Source organism: Burkholderia sp. JP2-270, assembly GCF_003233675.1.
Classification (GTDB): domain Bacteria; phylum Pseudomonadota; class Gammaproteobacteria; order Burkholderiales; family Burkholderiaceae; genus Burkholderia; species Burkholderia pyrrocinia_C.
Genome location: NZ_CP029824.1, coordinates 1,834,317 through 1,849,622 on the forward strand (window position 1 = coordinate 1,834,317; position 15,306 = coordinate 1,849,622).

General features: G+C 65.5%; 14 protein-coding genes and 1 tRNA gene. 12 read left to right on the plus strand and 3 right to left on the minus strand.

Annotated features, from left to right (window positions below; all coding sequences use genetic code 11):
- Positions 1 to 75 precede the first annotated feature (75 nt).
- The 4 genes from ilvC (at position 76) to DM992_RS08755 (ending at position 4,611) form a co-directional block, all read left to right on the plus strand.
- Positions 76 to 1,092 carry a ketol-acid reductoisomerase gene (gene ilvC, locus DM992_RS08735; protein ID WP_047898620.1) on the plus strand — a complete coding sequence of 339 codons (1,017 nt, stop codon included), beginning with the start codon at positions 76 to 78 and terminating at the stop codon, positions 1,090 to 1,092.
- A gap of 127 nt (positions 1,093 to 1,219) precedes the next feature.
- Positions 1,220 to 1,864, plus strand: coding sequence for a phosphatidylserine decarboxylase (locus DM992_RS08740; protein ID WP_034184876.1), 645 nt, complete (start codon positions 1,220 to 1,222; stop codon positions 1,862 to 1,864).
- Positions 1,865 to 1,880: 16 nt separating this feature from the next.
- On the plus strand, positions 1,881 to 2,753 hold the full coding sequence (pssA, locus tag DM992_RS08745; RefSeq protein WP_111016497.1) for a CDP-diacylglycerol--serine O-phosphatidyltransferase: 873 nt from the start codon (positions 1,881 to 1,883) through the stop codon (positions 2,751 to 2,753).
- A 313-nt stretch (positions 2,754 to 3,066) separates the two neighbouring features.
- Positions 3,067 to 4,611 (plus strand): 2-isopropylmalate synthase, encoded by a 1,545-nt coding sequence (locus tag DM992_RS08755; RefSeq protein ID WP_111016499.1) that lies wholly within the window; start codon positions 3,067 to 3,069, stop codon positions 4,609 to 4,611.
- 71 nt (positions 4,612 to 4,682) lie between these two features.
- Here the strand turns inward: DM992_RS08755 and DM992_RS08760 are convergent, their stop codons facing one another.
- From DM992_RS08760 to DM992_RS08770, 3 genes are all read right to left on the minus strand, one after another.
- Positions 4,683 to 6,233 (minus strand): SulP family inorganic anion transporter, encoded by a 1,551-nt coding sequence (locus tag DM992_RS08760; RefSeq protein WP_111016501.1) that lies wholly within the window; start codon positions 6,231 to 6,233, stop codon positions 4,683 to 4,685.
- Positions 6,234 to 6,269: 36 nt separating this feature from the next.
- On the minus strand, positions 6,270 to 6,911 hold the full coding sequence (locus tag DM992_RS08765) for a carbonic anhydrase (protein WP_111016503.1): 642 nt from the start codon (positions 6,909 to 6,911) through the stop codon (positions 6,270 to 6,272).
- A 383-nt stretch (positions 6,912 to 7,294) separates the two neighbouring features.
- Complete coding sequence (locus tag DM992_RS08770; protein WP_111016505.1) at positions 7,295 to 7,807, minus strand: hypothetical protein; 513 nt, start codon at positions 7,805 to 7,807, stop codon at positions 7,295 to 7,297.
- A gap of 170 nt (positions 7,808 to 7,977) precedes the next feature.
- Here DM992_RS08770 and DM992_RS08775 point away from each other — a divergent pair, with 170 nt between their 5' ends.
- The 8 genes from DM992_RS08775 to DM992_RS08815 all read left to right on the plus strand — a co-directional run bounded on the left by DM992_RS08775 (position 7,978) and on the right by DM992_RS08815 (position 15,273).
- Complete coding sequence (locus DM992_RS08775; RefSeq protein WP_111016506.1) at positions 7,978 to 9,237, plus strand: branched-chain amino acid ABC transporter substrate-binding protein; 1,260 nt, start codon at positions 7,978 to 7,980, stop codon at positions 9,235 to 9,237.
- A 106-nt stretch (positions 9,238 to 9,343) separates the two neighbouring features.
- Positions 9,344 to 9,613 carry a 30S ribosomal protein S15 gene (rpsO, locus tag DM992_RS08780; protein ID WP_006398792.1) on the plus strand — a complete coding sequence of 90 codons (270 nt, stop codon included), beginning with the start codon at positions 9,344 to 9,346 and terminating at the stop codon, positions 9,611 to 9,613.
- 292 nt (positions 9,614 to 9,905) lie between these two features.
- A complete protein-coding gene (gene pnp, locus DM992_RS08790; RefSeq protein ID WP_111016508.1) occupies positions 9,906 to 12,053 on the plus strand; it encodes a polyribonucleotide nucleotidyltransferase in 2,148 nt (715 codons plus the stop codon).
- A 145-nt stretch (positions 12,054 to 12,198) separates the two neighbouring features.
- Positions 12,199 to 13,218, plus strand: coding sequence for an NAD(P)H-quinone oxidoreductase (locus DM992_RS08795; protein WP_111016510.1), 1,020 nt, complete (start codon positions 12,199 to 12,201; stop codon positions 13,216 to 13,218).
- A gap of 141 nt (positions 13,219 to 13,359) precedes the next feature.
- On the plus strand, positions 13,360 to 14,115 hold the full coding sequence (gene tpiA / locus DM992_RS08800; RefSeq protein WP_111016512.1) for a triose-phosphate isomerase: 756 nt from the start codon (positions 13,360 to 13,362) through the stop codon (positions 14,113 to 14,115).
- Between the two features lie 72 nt (positions 14,116 to 14,187).
- Entirely contained in the window at positions 14,188 to 14,565 is a 378-nt protein-coding gene (gene secG / locus DM992_RS08805; protein ID WP_034184886.1) for a preprotein translocase subunit SecG, read from the plus strand.
- Between the two features lie 110 nt (positions 14,566 to 14,675).
- Positions 14,676 to 14,760 (plus strand) — tRNA-Leu (locus DM992_RS08810).
- Between the two features lie 153 nt (positions 14,761 to 14,913).
- The gene (locus tag DM992_RS08815; RefSeq protein WP_006398798.1) at positions 14,914 to 15,273 is read left to right on the plus strand and encodes an NADH-quinone oxidoreductase subunit A; all 360 of its coding nucleotides are present in this window, start codon (positions 14,914 to 14,916) and stop codon (positions 15,271 to 15,273) included.
- Positions 15,274 to 15,306: the final 33 nt, after the last annotated feature.

Consider the following 15,306-nt stretch of genomic DNA (forward strand, 5'->3'; position numbering starts at 1 on the left):
TGCGCCGTCATGTCCCGGCCCGCAGTACTCCATCCGAACGAATTGTTGAATTTTTGAATTAGCGAAGGAACCATCATGAACGTTTTCTACGACAAAGACGCCGACCTCTCCCTCATCAAGGGCAAGCAAGTCACGATCATCGGCTACGGCTCGCAAGGCCATGCACACGCGCTGAACCTGAAGGAAAGCGGCGTGAACGTGACGGTCGGCCTGCGCAAGGGCGGCGCGTCGTGGAGCAAGGCCGAAAACGCCGGCCTGTCGGTCAAGGAAGTCGCGGAAGCGGTGAAGGGCGCGGACGTCGTCATGATGCTGCTGCCGGACGAGCAGATCGCCGACGTGTACGCGAAGGAAGTGCACGCGAACATCAAGCAGGGCGCGGCGCTCGCGTTCGCACACGGCTTCAACGTCCACTACGGCCAGGTGATCCCGCGCGCCGACCTCGACGTGATCATGATCGCGCCGAAGGCACCGGGCCACACCGTGCGCGGCACGTACTCGCAAGGTGGCGGCGTGCCGCACCTGATCGCGGTTGCGCAGAACAAGTCGGGCGCGGCACGCGACATCGCGCTGTCGTACGCGGCAGCGAACGGCGGCGGCCGTGCGGGCATCATCGAGACGAACTTCCGTGAAGAAACCGAAACCGACCTGTTCGGCGAGCAGGCCGTGCTGTGCGGCGGCACCGTCGAGCTGATCAAGGCCGGCTTCGAGACGCTGGTCGAAGCGGGCTACGCGCCGGAAATGGCGTACTTCGAGTGCCTGCACGAACTGAAGCTGATCGTCGACCTGATCTACGAAGGCGGCATCGCGAACATGAACTACTCGATCTCGAACAACGCCGAGTACGGCGAGTACGTGACGGGCCCGCGCGTCGTCACGGAAGAGACGAAGAAGGCGATGAAGCAGTGCCTGACCGACATCCAGACGGGCGAGTACGCGAAGAGCTTCATTCTCGAGAACAAGGCAGGCGCTCCGACGCTGCAATCGCGCCGCCGCCTGACGGCCGAGCACCAGATCGAGCAGGTCGGCGCGAAGCTGCGTGCGATGATGCCGTGGATCGCGAAGAACAAGCTCGTCGACCAGACGAAGAACTAAGCACCGCGTGCTGTTCCGGCCCTTCGAGTGGAGGGTCGGCATCAAAAAGCCGTCCGAAGGCAGCAGTGCCCCGGGCGGCTTTTGTTATGCTACGGGCTTTGCAATTCACCGAACACAGAACGAATCCATGAACTATCCTCATCCGATCATCGCGCGCGAAGGCTGGCCGTTCATCGCGATTGCTGCCGTCATCGCGCTGTTGATCCATGCCGTCGGGGGCTTCGGCTTCGCGTGGCCGTTCTGGCTGCTGCTCGCCTTCGTCGTCCAGTTCTTCCGCGATCCGCAGCGCCCGATTCCGGCGCAGCCGAACGCGGTGCTGTGCCCGGCGGACGGCCGCATCGTCGCGGTCGAGACCTCGCAGGATCCGTACGCGAACCGCGAAGCGCTGAAGATCAGCGTGTTCATGAATGTCTTCAACGTCCATTCGCAGCGTTCGCCGGTCGATGGCGCGATCACGAAGGTCGAGTACTTCCCGGGTGCGTTCCTGAACGCGGCGATCGACAAGGCATCGACCGAAAACGAGCGCAATGCGGTCGTGATCCAGACGGCGAGCGGCAAGACCGTTACTGCCGTGCAGATCGCGGGCCTCGTCGCCCGCCGGATTCTCTGCTACGTGCGCGCCGGCGAGCCGCTGTCGCGCGGCCAGCGCTACGGTTTCATCCGCTTCGGTTCGCGCGTCGACGTCTACCTGCCGATCGGCAGCCGCGCGAAGGTGTCGATCGGCGAGAAGGTCTACGCGTCGTCGACGATCCTCGCCGAGCTCGAACAGTAAGCGGCGGGGCGCCACGATGGCCGCATTCAAACCGCGCCGGTCGCGCAACGGCTCCAGCCAGACGCCACGCCCGTTCCGGCGCAACAAGGGGATGGCACCCGATCCGGTGCCCATCGAGAGCCGCCGCGCTTCGCGCCAGCGGTTCCTGAAGACGCGCGGCATCTACCTGCTGCCGAACGCGTTCACGACCGCCGCGCTGTTCTGCGGTTTCTTCGCGGTCGTGCAGGCGATGAACGTGCGTTTCGAGATCGCCGCGATCGCGATTTTCGTCGCGATGGTGCTCGACGGGATGGACGGGCGCGTCGCGCGCATGACGCATACGCAGAGCGCGTTCGGCGAGCAGTTCGACAGCCTGTCGGACATGGTGTCGTTCGGCGTCGCGCCCGCGCTCGTGATGTACGAGTGGGTGCTGAAGGATCTCGGCCGCTGGGGCTGGCTCGCCGCGTTCGTCTACTGCTCGGGCGCCGCGCTGCGCCTCGCGCGCTTCAATACGAACATCGGCGTCGTCGACAAACGCTTCTTCCAGGGGCTGCCGAGCCCGGCCGCCGCCGCGCTGATCGCGGGCTTCGTGTGGCTCGCGACCGACAACCGCGTGCCGATGAAGCTCGGCTGGCTGCCGTGGGTCGCGTTCGTGCTGACGATCTACGCGGGCGTGACGATGGTGTCGAACGCGCCGTTCTACAGCGGCAAGGCGCTCGACGTGCGGCACCGCGTGCCGTTCGCGGCGATCCTGCTGGTGGTCGTCGCGTTCGTGCTCGTGTCGTCCGACCCGCCGCTGATGCTGTTCTGCCTGTTCGTGCTGTACGGGTTGTCCGGCTATGTGTTCTGGGCCTACATGGCGATCCGCGGGCGCGCGAATCCGGCGCGCTCGTCGCAGCGCGATCACTGACGCATGATTTGACCGAAAACGGCGGCCGCGAGGCCGCCGTTTTCATTTGCCCCTTTTTCAAGCCGGGCCGACGGACTCCCGGGGTGCTGTCCGATTGCGCGCCCAACGGAATGTCGCTATAGTCTTCGGCATGACTGCATTTTCCCGCCTCTCCCCCCTTCTAGCCGGTGCGCCGCTACGCGCGCTAGCTTTGGCGCGCCTGCCGCGCTGACCGTTCTCGCCCTCCGTCAAGCCTCGTCTGTTGTTGAGCGTCGCCAGCGGTGGCGCGATCTCATTACGTTTGACTTCCGTATAAAGAGCCCTGGAGCCCCCCATGACAGACAAGCTGATCATTTTCGATACGACGTTGCGTGACGGCGAGCAATCGCCCGGTGCGTCGATGACGAAGGAAGAGAAAATCCGGATCGCGAAGAACCTCGAGCGGATGAGGGTCGACGTGATCGAGGCCGGCTTCGCGGCCAGCTCGAACGGCGATTTCGACGCGATCCACACGATCGCCGGTCTCGTGAAGGACAGCACGATCTGTTCGCTGGCGCGGGCCAACGACAAGGACATCCAGCGCGCGGCCGACGCGCTGAAGCCGGCCAACAGCTTCCGGATCCACACGTTCATCGCGACGTCGCCGCTGCACATGGAGAAGAAGCTGCGGATGACGCCCGACCAGGTGTTCGAGCAGGCGCGCCTCGCGGTGCGTTTCGCACGCAAGTTCACCGACAACATCGAATTCTCGCCGGAAGACGGCAGCCGCTCCGACCTGGATTTCCTGTGCCGCGTGCTGGAAGCCGTGATCGCCGAAGGCGCGACGACGATCAACATCGCCGACACGGTCGGCTACGGCGTGCCGGAGCTCTACGGCAACCTCGTGAAGACGCTGCGCGAGCGCATTCCGAACTCGGACAAGGCGATCTTCTCGGTGCACTGCCATAACGACCTCGGGATGGCAGTCGCGAACTCGCTCGCGGGCGTGAAGATCGGCGGTGCGCGTCAGGTCGAGTGCACGATCAACGGTCTCGGCGAGCGCGCGGGCAATACGTCGCTCGAAGAGATCGTGATGGCCGTGAAGACACGCAAGGATTACTTCGGCCTCGACGTCGGCATCGACACCACGCAGATCGTGCCGACGTCGAAGCTCGTGTCGCAGATCACCGGTTTCGTCGTGCAGCCGAACAAGGCGGTGGTCGGCGCGAATGCGTTCGCGCACGCATCGGGCATCCACCAGGACGGCGTGCTGAAGGCGCGCGACACCTACGAGATCATGCGCGCGGAAGACGTGGGCTGGTCCGCGAACAAGATCGTGCTCGGCAAGCTGTCTGGCCGCAACGCGTTCAAGCAGCGCCTGCAGGAGCTCGGCGTGTCGCTCGACAGCGAAGCGGAATTGAACGCCGCGTTCATGCGCTTCAAGGATCTGGCCGACCGCAAGGCCGAGATCTTCGACGAGGACATCATCGCGATCGTGTCCGAGGAATCGGCGCTCGCGCAGGAGCAGGAACACTTCAAGTTCGTGTCGCTGTCGCAGCGTTCGGAAACGGGCGAGCAGCCGCAGGCGAAGATCGTGTTCGCGGTCGAAGGCAAGGAGGTGACCGGCGAGGCGCGCGGCAACGGTCCGGTCGACGCGACGTTCAACGCGATCGAGGGCGAAGTCGGCAGCGGTTCCGAACTGCTGCTTTACTCGGTGAACGCAATCACGACCGGCACGCAGGCGCAGGGCGAAGTGACCGTCCGGCTGTCGAAGAGCGGGCGGATCGTCAACGGCGTCGGCACCGATCCGGACATCGTTGCCGCGTCCGCCAAGGCGTACATCTCTGCGCTGAACAAGCTGCATTCGAAGGACGACAAGCTCAACCCGCAGCGCTCGTAAGCGCCGCGCGTTGCGCATCGTCGAAACGCCCCGTGCGGCCCTGCGCCGCCGGGGCGTTTTTCATCTGCCGGTCATTCGGCGGCCGGTGCGCGGAACAGCCAGCGTCGCGCGGCCGGGCGGGGCGCCGGGTTGCGTCGGCGGAACTCGACCGCGATTCCGCGCCGCGGCGCATCGGCGACGAACGCGTCGAGCAGTTCGAGCACGTCGTGATCGATATAGTCGGCGCGCGTCGCGTCGATGATGACCGCCGCCCGGTCCGGAATGTGCCGCAGGTGGTGCTTGACCTGCACCTTGCCGAGAAACGACACGTCCTTGCGGAACGACAGCAGGAAGTGATCGTCGTGCTGAGCGAGCGTGACGGGGCTCTTCAGGTTCGCGACGGCGACCGCCAGCACGCTGCATGCGAGGCCGAGCGCGATGCCGAACAGCAGGTCGACCGCGAGCACGCCGGCGATCGTCGCGGCGAACGGCACGAACGCGGCCGGCCCCTGCTTCATCACCGAGCGGAACAGCGCCGGTTTCGCGAGCTTGAAGCCGGTATGGATCAGGATCGCGGCGAGGCTCGCGAGCGGGATCAGGTTGATCAGGCCGGTGAGCGCGAACACGCTCGCGAGCAGCAGCATCCCGTGGACGATTGCCGACATCCGGCTTTGCGCGCCCGCATTGACGTTCACGGAGCTGCGCACGATCACCGACGTGATCGGCAGGCCGCCGAACGCGCCCGCGACGAGATTGCCGACGCCCTGGGCCTTCAGTTCGCGGTCGGGCTGGGTCGGCCGGCGCTTCGGGTCGATCTGCTCGACCGCTTCGAGGCTCAGCAGCGTCTCGAGGCTCGCGACGACCGCGAGCGTGATCGCGACGCGCCACACGTCCGGATTGACGAGCTGCGCGAAGTTCGGGCCGAGCTCCGCGTGCTTGAGCGATGCCGCGAAGGCCGCGAACGATCCGAGCTCGGGCAGCGTCACGCGATGGGCGGCGCCCGGCGCGACCGACGGCGCGACGAAGCCCAGCACGAGCGTCGCGCCGATGCCCAGTACGACGACTGCGAGCGGTGCGGGCACCGAACGCACCAGCGCGAAGCGGCGCAGCGCGGGCGTGTCCCACGCGACCAGCAGCGCGAGCGATGCAAGTGCGATGGCCGTGGCGGCCCAAGCGACCGGCAGGCCCGGCCAATTCGCAAACGATTGCGCCGCCGAGCCGCCGATGCCGAATGCGAACGGAATCTGCTTCACGATCAGCAGCAGGCCGATCGCGGCGAGCATGCCCTTGATGACGGGCGACGGCACGTAGGCAGCGAAGCGGCCGGCGCGCAGCATGCCGAACCCGAACTGCAGCACGCCGGACAGCAGCACCGCGAGCAGGAATGCGGAGAAGCTGCCGAGTTGCGCGATCCCTTCGACGACGATTACGACGAGGCCGGCGGCCGGCCCGCTGACGGACAGCGACGAGCCGCTCAGCAGCGCGACGACGATGCCGCCGACGATGCCGGATACGAGACCGGCGAACGGCTCGACGCCGGACGCATTGGCGATGCCGAGACAGAGCGGCAGTGCGACGAGGAAAACGACGATGCCGGCGACGACGTCGCGCGGCAGGGTGGACAGGCGCTCGTTCAGTTTCATGATTGGGGCGATTTCATTGGCGTAGGGGACGGGGAATCAGCCGAGCGCGGCGGCCGTAGCGGCCTGCACGGGCTCGACGTTGGCAGGCGGCGTCGCGTAGCCGGAATCGAGTTCCTGCAGGCGGCCGTCGGCGAGCGAAAAGATCCAGCCGTGCACGAGCGGCGGCCGTTCCCGGCCGCGCACGATCGGCGACGCGCGCAGCAGCCGCACCTGTTCGAGCACGTTCAGCTCGGCGAGGCGGTCGGCGGCGGCTGTGTCGTCGAGCCCGTCGAGCGTGTCGCGATGGCGCCGCGCGAGCGCGCAGAGCGGTGCGATGCGGCGCGCGACGTGCGGCAGCTCGGACGGCGGCGGCAGCAGCGACGCGCGCACGCCGCCGCACCCGTAGTGTCCGCACACGATCACGTGGTCGACCTGCAGCACGCGCACCGCGTACTCGAGCACGCTGGCGGAATTGTCGTCGTCGGGATGGAACAGGTTCGCGATGTTGCGATGGACGAACAACTCGCCGGGTGCGCAGTGCGTGATGGTTTCGGCGGGCACGCGGCTGTCCGAGCAGCCGATCCACAGCACGCGCGGATTCTGGCCGCGCGCGAGCGCGTCGAAAAAGCCGGGCGTGTGTTCGCGCGTCTCGCGGGCCCAGGCGATGTTGGCAACCAGCATGCTCTTGGGGCGATTCATGAGGACTCCTTTATGACAAAGGCAAATAAATATCGGCCGAAATGGCGCAATAGGATGCTTTCTGGATTGAAAGGTTTGAATTTCGACTGATATTAGGGGTATGCCCTAGCACTCCGGGTGCATTGAAACAAATTGTTTCAAATTGGTTTGGTGTAGTGCATTGCGTGCACCAACCCAACGCATGACATGCGTTGCGCATGCCTGTTTTCGCGCAAAGGCCCGCATGACGGGGATTTCAGCGTATTGCCATCGGAATGTCATCGATCGGAAAAGATTTCCGTCGTATTTCCTGGATTAATCGGATGGCGGAAAAAATGAAATGGCCATTCACGCAATAATTCGTGAATGGCCATTGTGAAAATTGCGCGTAAATGCGTAATCGGTCAGAACAGGTTGCGGCGATCGGGATCGTGCAGCGGGTCCGGCGTTTTTTGCGTGATGCGCAGGATGCCCTGCGGATCGAAGTAGAAGCTGTACATCATGTACCAGACGTTGTCCTCGAGATACCGGTACGTCCACACCTCGCGCTTCATCAGCGGGAAGTAGGACGTCTCGACGGGGCGTCCGAAATTGACGAGGACATCGGTCTTCGTCCACTTGCCGATCTCAGCACGATAGAACTCGCTCGGCTGCAGCACCTGGCGCACGTTGACGATCTTGTGGGCCGCGTCGACGTCGGCCGCGATCGTGACCTCGCCCATCGGCTGGGTCGGCCACATCAGGCGCTTGCCGCCGCCGGGCAGGTCGTAGATCTCGCGCGGCGGGCCCATGCGCGCGACGATCGCCGACTCGTCCTGGCCGGCCTGGTATTGCTGCCACGGTTGCGCACAACCGGCCAGCAGCGCGGCGGCGCAGGCGAACAGCACCGGCAGGCGCGCGGGAATGCGTATGCGCATGGGTATTCTCCAGAATACGGAAACAAGTTCCGTTTTATCACGGCCGGCGCGCGACGGCGCATCGCGTCGCAAAAAATCGGTACGGATCGCCGGCGATGTCGCGCTTGCGGCCGGCAGGGGCGCCGGCCTATGATCCGCGCTTCTCGGGCAGATCGAAGGGCAGGTAGCCGATGCAGGGGTGGAAGCGGTGCGCGCTCGCGTTGAGCGCGGGGTGGATGCTGGTGTCGTCCGCGTTTGCCGGCGGCGAGCCGGTGCGGATCGCGCTGATCGAGGGGATGTCGGGCCCGTTCGCGAACGCGGGCGCGGCGGTCGAGCGCAACCTGCGCTTCGGCGTCGAGCAGGTCAACGCGGCGGGCGGCGTGAAGCTGCGCGACGGCGCGCATCCGCTCGAACTCGTCGTGCTCGACAGCAAGGGCAGCCCGGAGGAGGCGCTCGTGCAGTTGCGCGCGGCCGCGGACCGGCATATCGGTTTCGTCGCGCAGGGCAATAGTTCGGCCGTCGCGGCCGCGCTCGTCGCGGCGCTCGACAAGCTCAACGCACGCGACCCGGACAACCGGATGCTGTTCCTCAACTATTCGGCCGACGATCCGGCGCTGACCGGCGCGCGCTGCAGTTTCTGGCATTTCCGCTTCGACGCGCACGCGGGGATGCGGATGGCCGCGCTCGCGGACGTGATGGCGCGCGACCGCGCGCTGCGCAAGGTCTATCTGCTGAACCAGGACTACAGCTTCGGCCGCGACGTCAGCACGCTCGCGCGGCAGGCGCTGGCCGCGCGGCGCCCGGACGTGACGATCGCCGGCGACGAATTCCACCCGATCGGCCGGGTCAAGGATTTCTCGCCGTATATCGCGAAGATCCGCGCGAGCGGCGCGGACGCCGTCGTGACCGGCAACTGGGGCAACGACCTCACGCTGCTCGTGAAGGCGGCGCGCGAGCAGGGGCTGAATGCGAGGTTCTACACGTTCTACGGCAACAGCCTCGGCGCGCCGGCCGCGCTCGGCGATGCGGGCGTCGGGCGGGTCGTCGCCGTGGCGGACTGGCACCCGAACGCGGGCGGCGCGAAATCTGAAGCGTTCTACCGCGCGTTCCGGACCCGTTTCCCGGCCGCGCAGGACGACTATCCGGTACGGCGAATGAGCGTGATGATCGAAATGTTGGCCGCCGCGATGAACCGCGCGGGGTCGGCCGACCCCGTCGCGGTCGCGCGTGCGCTCGAGGGCTTGTCGTTCGACGACGGCTTCCATGCGTCGCGGATGCGCGCGCAGGATCATCAGTTGATCCAGCCCCTTTACGTGATGGAGATGGGCAAGGCCGGCACGCCGGGCGTGCGCTTCGACAACGAGGGTTCGGGCTACGGTTTCCGGACGGTGCTGGCGCTCCCGGCGCAGCGCACGGAAATGCCGTCCGCCTGTTCAATGACGCGCCCGTGACAGGGGCGGTGGGAACGGTGTGGAGTTGTGTTACAATGCCCGCCGGTTGTAAGTCACGGCACGGCCATTCTTCCGTGTCCGCCTGTTCAGTTAGAAAGGAAATCACATGTCTGTTGCAGATATCAAGAAGTCGGAAGTCGTTGCTCAGTTCGCCCGCGGTACCAACGACACGGGGTCGCCCGAAGTCCAGGTCGCACTGCTGACCGCACGTATCGTCGAACTGACGGGTCACTTCAAGACCCACGCGAAGGATCACCACAGCCGCCGCGGCCTGCTGCGCATGGTTAGCCGCCGCCGCAAGCTGCTCGACTACCTCAAGGGCAAGGATGCCGACCGTTACCGCGCACTGATCGAGAAGCTGGGTCTGCGTAAGTAATCGAGGCGATTGCCGCCAGCAAGATGCCTGTGTCAGTCCGCTGATACAGGCATTTTGTTTTTTGCGCGGTGCGTAGCGTCACACGCACCGCAGGCTGTCGGGCACGTTCGTGCCGGGCTGCCGCAACGGCTGATACCGGGGTCGGGATTTGTGTCATTCCAGCGCGTCGCTGCCTGAGCGCCGCGCTGGAATGGCATAAAAAACACACCTTGCTCCGGGTGATTCGGTCGGGACGCCGCCGCGCGGGATGGCCGGCGCGGCGAATGAAATGCATGAATTCAAAGGAGCAACCATGTCCATGTTCAACAAGGTCGTGAAGGAATTCCAGTGGGGCCAGCACAAGGTGCGCCTCGAAACCGGTGAAGTCGCTCGCCAGGCAAGCGGCGCCGTGATCGTCGACGTCGAAGACACCGTCGTGCTGGCAACCGTCGTCGGCGCGAAGTCGGCGAAGCCGGGTCAGGATTTCTTCCCGCTGACCGTCGACTACCTCGAAAAGACCTACTCGGCCGGCAAGATCCCGGGCGGCTTCTTCCGCCGCGAAGGCCGTCCGTCGGAGCACGAGACGCTGACGTCGCGCCTGATCGACCGTCCGCTGCGCCCGCTGTTTCCGGAAGGCTTCTACAACGAAGTCCAGGTTGTGATCCACGTGCTGTCCGTGAACCCGGAAATCCCGGCGGACATCCCCGCGCTGATCGGCGCATCGGCTGCGCTCGCCGTGTCGGGCCTGCCGTTCAACGGCCCGGTCGGTGCTGCGCGCGTCGCATACATCGACAACGCCTACGTGCTGAACCCGACGCGCGACCAGATCAAGGCGTCGAGCCTCGACCTCGTCGTTGCGGGTACGGAACGCGCGGTGCTGATGGTCGAATCGGAAGCTGACCAACTGTCGGAAGACGTGATGCTGGGCGCCGTGGTGTTCGGCCACGAGCAGATGCAAGTGGCGATCGACGCGATCCACGAACTGGTGCGCGAAGGCGGCAAGCCCGAGTGGGACTGGCAGCCGGCGCCGAAGAACGAGGCGCTGATCGCGCGCGTGACCGAGCTGGCGCAGAACGACCTGCTCGCCGCTTACCAGCTCCGCGACAAGCAGGCTCGCTCGACGAAGCTGAAGGAAGTCTATTCGGCGACTTCGGCGAAGCTCGAGGAAGACGCGCTGGCGGCCGGCACGGTTGCTGCCGACAAGGCCACCGTCGGCAACGTCCTGTTCGACATCGAGGCAAGGATCGTCCGTTCGCAGATCCTGAACGGCGAGCCGCGCATCGACGGCCGCGACACGCGCACCGTGCGCCCGATCGAGATCCGTACCGGCGTGCTGCCGCGCACCCACGGCTCGGCGCTGTTCACGCGCGGCGAGACGCAGGCGCTGGTCGTCGCGACGCTCGGCACGAAGGGTGACGAGCAGATCATCGACGCGCTCGAAGGCGAGTACCGCGAGCGCTTCATGCTCCACTACAACATGCCCCCGTTCGCGACCGGCGAAACGGGCCGCGTCGGCTCGCCGAAGCGCCGTGAAATCGGTCACGGCCGCCTCGCGAAGCGCGCGCTGGTCAAGTGCCTGCCGAGCGCCGACGAATTCGGCTACTCGATCCGCGTCGTGTCGGAAATCACCGAATCGAACGGTTCGTCGTCGATGGCATCGGTGTGCGGCGGCTGCCTCGCGCTGATGGACGCCGGCGTGCCGATGAAGGCGCACGTCGCGGGCATCGCGATGGGCCTGATCCTCGAAGGCAACAAGTTCGCGGTGCTGACCGACATCCTCGGCGACGAAGATCACCTCGGCGACATGGACTTCAAGGTGGCCGGCACGGAGCAAGGCGTGACGGCGCTGCAGATGGACATCAAGATCCAGGGCATCACGAAGGAAATCATGCAGGTCGCGCTCGCGCAGGCGAAGGAAGGCCGCATGCACATCCTCGGCAAGATGACGTCGGCGGTCTCGGGTGCGAACACGCAGCTGTCGGAATTCGCGCCGCGCATGATCACGATCAAGATCAACCCGGAAAAGATCCGCGACGTGATCGGCAAGGGCGGTTCGGTGATCCGCGCGCTGACGGAAGAAACGGGCACGACCATCGACATCTCGGACGACGGCGTCGTGACGATCGCGAGCACGAACAGCGACGGCATGGCCGAAGCGAAGAAGCGCATCGAGAACATTACGGCAGAGATCGAAGTCGGCCAGGTCTACGAAGGCACGGTGCTGAAGCTGCTCGATTTCGGCGCGATCGTGAACCTGCTGCCGGGCAAGGACGGCCTGCTGCACATCTCGGAAATCGTCAACGAGCGTGTGAAGGACATCAACGACTACCTGAAGGAAGGCCAGCAGGTCAAGGTCAAGGTGATCCAGACGGACGAAAAGGGTCGCGTGCGTCTGTCGGCAAAGGCGCTGCTGAATGAAGCAGCGGCGGCGGCGCAGTCGGACACGCCGCCGCAGCAGTAAGCGGGCAGGCGGACCAACGGCCGGCAGTGCGAAAGCGCGCCGGCCGTTTTTTCTGTAGCATCGTTGTGCGGCGCAGCAGCGCTGGCGAGGCGCCCGAGCCGTGCACGGGCGCGCCATCCGATTCCGATCCTGGAGCCACCACACCATGAAAGCCATCGAAATCACCGAATTCGGCGCCCCCGACGTGCTGAAGCTCGCGGAACGTCCGCGCCCCGAACCGAAGCGCGGCGAGGTGCTGATCAAGGTGGCGGCTTCCGGCGTGAACCGGCCCGACGTGTTTCAGCGCAAGGGCGCCTATGCGCCGCCGCCGGGTGCGTCGGATCTGCCGGGCCTCGAGGTCGCGGGCGAGATCGTCGGCGGCGACCTGTCCGATGCCGCGCTGAACCCGTTCGGCCTGAAGCTCGGCGATCGCGTGTGCGCGCTGCTCGCGGGCGGCGGTTATGCCGAGTATGCGGTCGCACCGCTGCCGCAATGCCTGCCGGTGCCCGACGGGCTCACCGATATCGAGGCCGCGTCGCTGCCTGAAACGTTCTTCACCGTGTGGAGCAACGTGTTCGACCGTGCGCAGCTCGGCGCGGGCGAGGGCGGCGAGCAGGAAACGCTGCTCGTGCAGGGCGGCTCGAGCGGCATCGGCGTGACAGCGATCCAGATCGCGCATGCGCTCGGTTTTCGCGTGTTCGCGACAGCCGGCACCGCCGACAAGTGCCATGCGTGCGAGGCGCTCGGCGCCGAGCGCGCAATCAACTACAAGACCGAAGACTTTGTCGAGGTCGTGAAGTCGCTGACGCACGATCGCGGCGTCGATGTGATCCTCGACATGGTGGCGGGCTCGTACGTGCCGCGCGAGCTGTCCGCGCTCGCGGACGGCGGCCGTCTCGTGCTGATCGCGCTGCTCGGCGGCGCGAAGGCCGACGTCAACCTGAGCGAGATCCTGCGGCGCCGGCTGACGGTCACGGGGTCGACGCTGCGACCGCGTCCGGTCGAGTTCAAGGCGCGCATCGCCGCGCAGCTGAAGGCGCGCGTGTGGCCGCTGATCGCCGACGGCCGCATCAAGCCGGTGATCTATCGCGTGCTGCCGGCCGCGGACGCCGCACAGGCGCACGCGCTGATGGAAAGCAGCGAGCACACCGGCAAGATCGTGCTCGATTGGGGTGCGAACGCCTGACGGCCCGTGCGGCCGGCCTTGACATGCGCGGTTTGACCGGTTCAAGCCGTGCGCAGTAAAATCGCGGGTTTGCTTCGCCAGATCAAACCTGACGGCCGGTTTCCGGCGCGTTAATGACATAGCGGTGACGAGACAGACACGATGTCGAAACAGAGAACTAAGCGGGTGATCGGCAACTGGAAGATGCACGGCCGGCTGGCCGGCAACCAGGCGTTGCTGAACGAAGTGGTGCAGGGTGCGGGCGCGGTGGCGGCCGAAACGTCGGTCGGCGTGTGCGTGCCGTTCCCGTATCTCGCGCAGGTTCAGGCGCAGCTCGACGGCGGCCGTGTCGCCTGGGGCGCGCAGGACGTGTCTGCGCACGAGCAGGGCGCGTTCACCGGCGAAGTGGCGGCCGCGATGGTTGCGGAATTCGGCGCATGCTATGCGATCGTCGGCCACTCGGAGCGTCGGGCGTATCACGGCGAGCGCAACGAGACGGTCGCGGCGAAGACGCAGCGCGCGCTCGCGGCCGGTCTCACGCCGGTCGTGTGCGTCGGCGAGACGCTCGACGAACGCGAGTCGGGTGCGACCGAGCAGGTCGTCGGTGCGCAGCTCGACGCGGTGCTGGCCGTGCTGACGGCCGACGAGGCTGCGCGCATCGTCGTCGCGTACGAGCCGGTCTGGGCGATCGGCACGGGCAAGAGCGCGACGTCGGCGCAGGCACAGGACGTGCACGCGTTCCTGCGTGCGCGTCTCGCGGCAAAGGGTGCGGCGGACGTGTCCGTGCTGTACGGCGGCAGCGTGAAGCCGGACAACGCGGAAGAGCTGTTCGCGCAGCCGGACATCGACGGCGGCCTGATCGGCGGCGCGTCGCTGAAGGCGGAAGATTTCCTGGCGATCTGCCGGGCCGCGCGTTGAGCGGTCCGCGATCGAATTGAACCATGACGGCGGCCGGTCGATCCGGTCGCCCGATCCAATCGGGTGGGTGTGATGCTGTTATTCAAGACGCTGATTATTGTGGTGCAGGTGCTGTCTGCACTCGGTGTGATTGGTCTCGTGCTGCTGCAGCACGGCAAGGGTGCCGACATGGGCGCTGCATTCGGTAGCGGCGCGTCGGGCAGCCTGTTCGGTGCGACGGGCTCGGCGAACTTCCTGTCGCGCACGACGGGCATTCTCGCGACGATCTTTTTTATCGCGACGCTCGCGCTGACGTACCTCGGTTCGTACAAGTCGACGCCGTCCGCGGGCGTGCTCGGCGCGGCTGCGACCGCACCGGCATCGGCGCCTGCAGCGTCGGCGCCGGCCGTTGCGGCATCCGCTGCCGCGGGTTCGGCTGCAAGCGCGCCGGGCCAGGATGTCCCGAAATAAAAAGTTAAATTTTTTGCGTTTGTGCGTTGAACAATTCTAGAAGTCAGGTTAGAATTTAAGTCTTGAAGCGATTCGCGGGAACAAGCAGCACAACCCGAGTTGCATGCAGTGCCGACGTGGTGAAATTGGTAGACACGCTATCTTGAGGGGGTAGTGGCGAAAGCTGTGCGAGTTCGAGTCTCGCCGTCGGCACCAAAGTTACTCAATGCCAGCCGCTTCCAGTGGCTGGCATTTTTCATTTCTGGGGTGTCCTTGCGGTTGTCTTGCGATCGCCTGCACTCCGAAATGATTCCTTCCGCCGGAAGTGGTATTCTCCGGACGCTCAGAACCAACCGATAGAGGATTGCCTTGAACCTCGCAGCCTATTACCCCGTTTTGTTGTTCCTCCTCGTGGGCACTGGTTTAGGTATAGCGCTGGTCAGCATCGGCAAGCTCCTTGGTCCCAACAAGCCGGACGTCGAGAAGAACGCACCGTACGAGTGCGGCTTCGAAGCCTTTGAAGACGCCCGGATGAAATTCGACGTCCGGTATTACCTCGTCGCCATCCTGTTCATCATCTTCGATCTCGAAACCGCATTCCTGTTTCCGTGGGGCGTCGCGCTCCGGGACATCGGCTGGCCGGGTTTCATCGCAATGATGATTTTTCTGCTCGAATTCCTGCTGGGCTTTGCCTATATCTGGAAGAAAGGCGGGCTCGACTGGGAGTGATGGGTTAATCGCCGGTTTGCATGGGCGGCCACG

Bases quoted from the DNA above. Each gene is read 5' to 3' on its own strand.
- ilvC (WP_047898620.1), top strand. From the start codon at position 76: ATGAACGTTTTCTACGACAAAGACGCCGACCTCTCCCTCATCAAGGGC.
- DM992_RS08740 (WP_034184876.1), top strand. From the start codon at position 1,220: ATGAACTATCCTCATCCGATCATCGCGCGCGAAGGCTGGCCGTTCATC.
- pssA (WP_111016497.1), top strand. From the start codon at position 1,881: ATGGCCGCATTCAAACCGCGCCGGTCGCGCAACGGCTCCAGCCAGACG.
- DM992_RS08755 (WP_111016499.1), top strand. From the start codon at position 3,067: ATGACAGACAAGCTGATCATTTTCGATACGACGTTGCGTGACGGCGAG.
- DM992_RS08760 (WP_111016501.1), bottom strand. From the start codon at position 6,233: ATGAAACTGAACGAGCGCCTGTCCACCCTGCCGCGCGACGTCGTCGCC.
- DM992_RS08765 (WP_111016503.1), bottom strand. From the start codon at position 6,911: ATGAATCGCCCCAAGAGCATGCTGGTTGCCAACATCGCCTGGGCCCGC.
- DM992_RS08770 (WP_111016505.1), bottom strand. From the start codon at position 7,807: ATGCGCATACGCATTCCCGCGCGCCTGCCGGTGCTGTTCGCCTGCGCC.
- DM992_RS08775 (WP_111016506.1), top strand. From the start codon at position 7,978: ATGCAGGGGTGGAAGCGGTGCGCGCTCGCGTTGAGCGCGGGGTGGATG.
- rpsO (WP_006398792.1), top strand. From the start codon at position 9,344: ATGTCTGTTGCAGATATCAAGAAGTCGGAAGTCGTTGCTCAGTTCGCC.
- pnp (WP_111016508.1), top strand. From the start codon at position 9,906: ATGTCCATGTTCAACAAGGTCGTGAAGGAATTCCAGTGGGGCCAGCAC.
- DM992_RS08795 (WP_111016510.1), top strand. From the start codon at position 12,199: ATGAAAGCCATCGAAATCACCGAATTCGGCGCCCCCGACGTGCTGAAG.
- tpiA (WP_111016512.1), top strand. From the start codon at position 13,360: ATGTCGAAACAGAGAACTAAGCGGGTGATCGGCAACTGGAAGATGCAC.
- secG (WP_034184886.1), top strand. From the start codon at position 14,188: ATGCTGTTATTCAAGACGCTGATTATTGTGGTGCAGGTGCTGTCTGCA.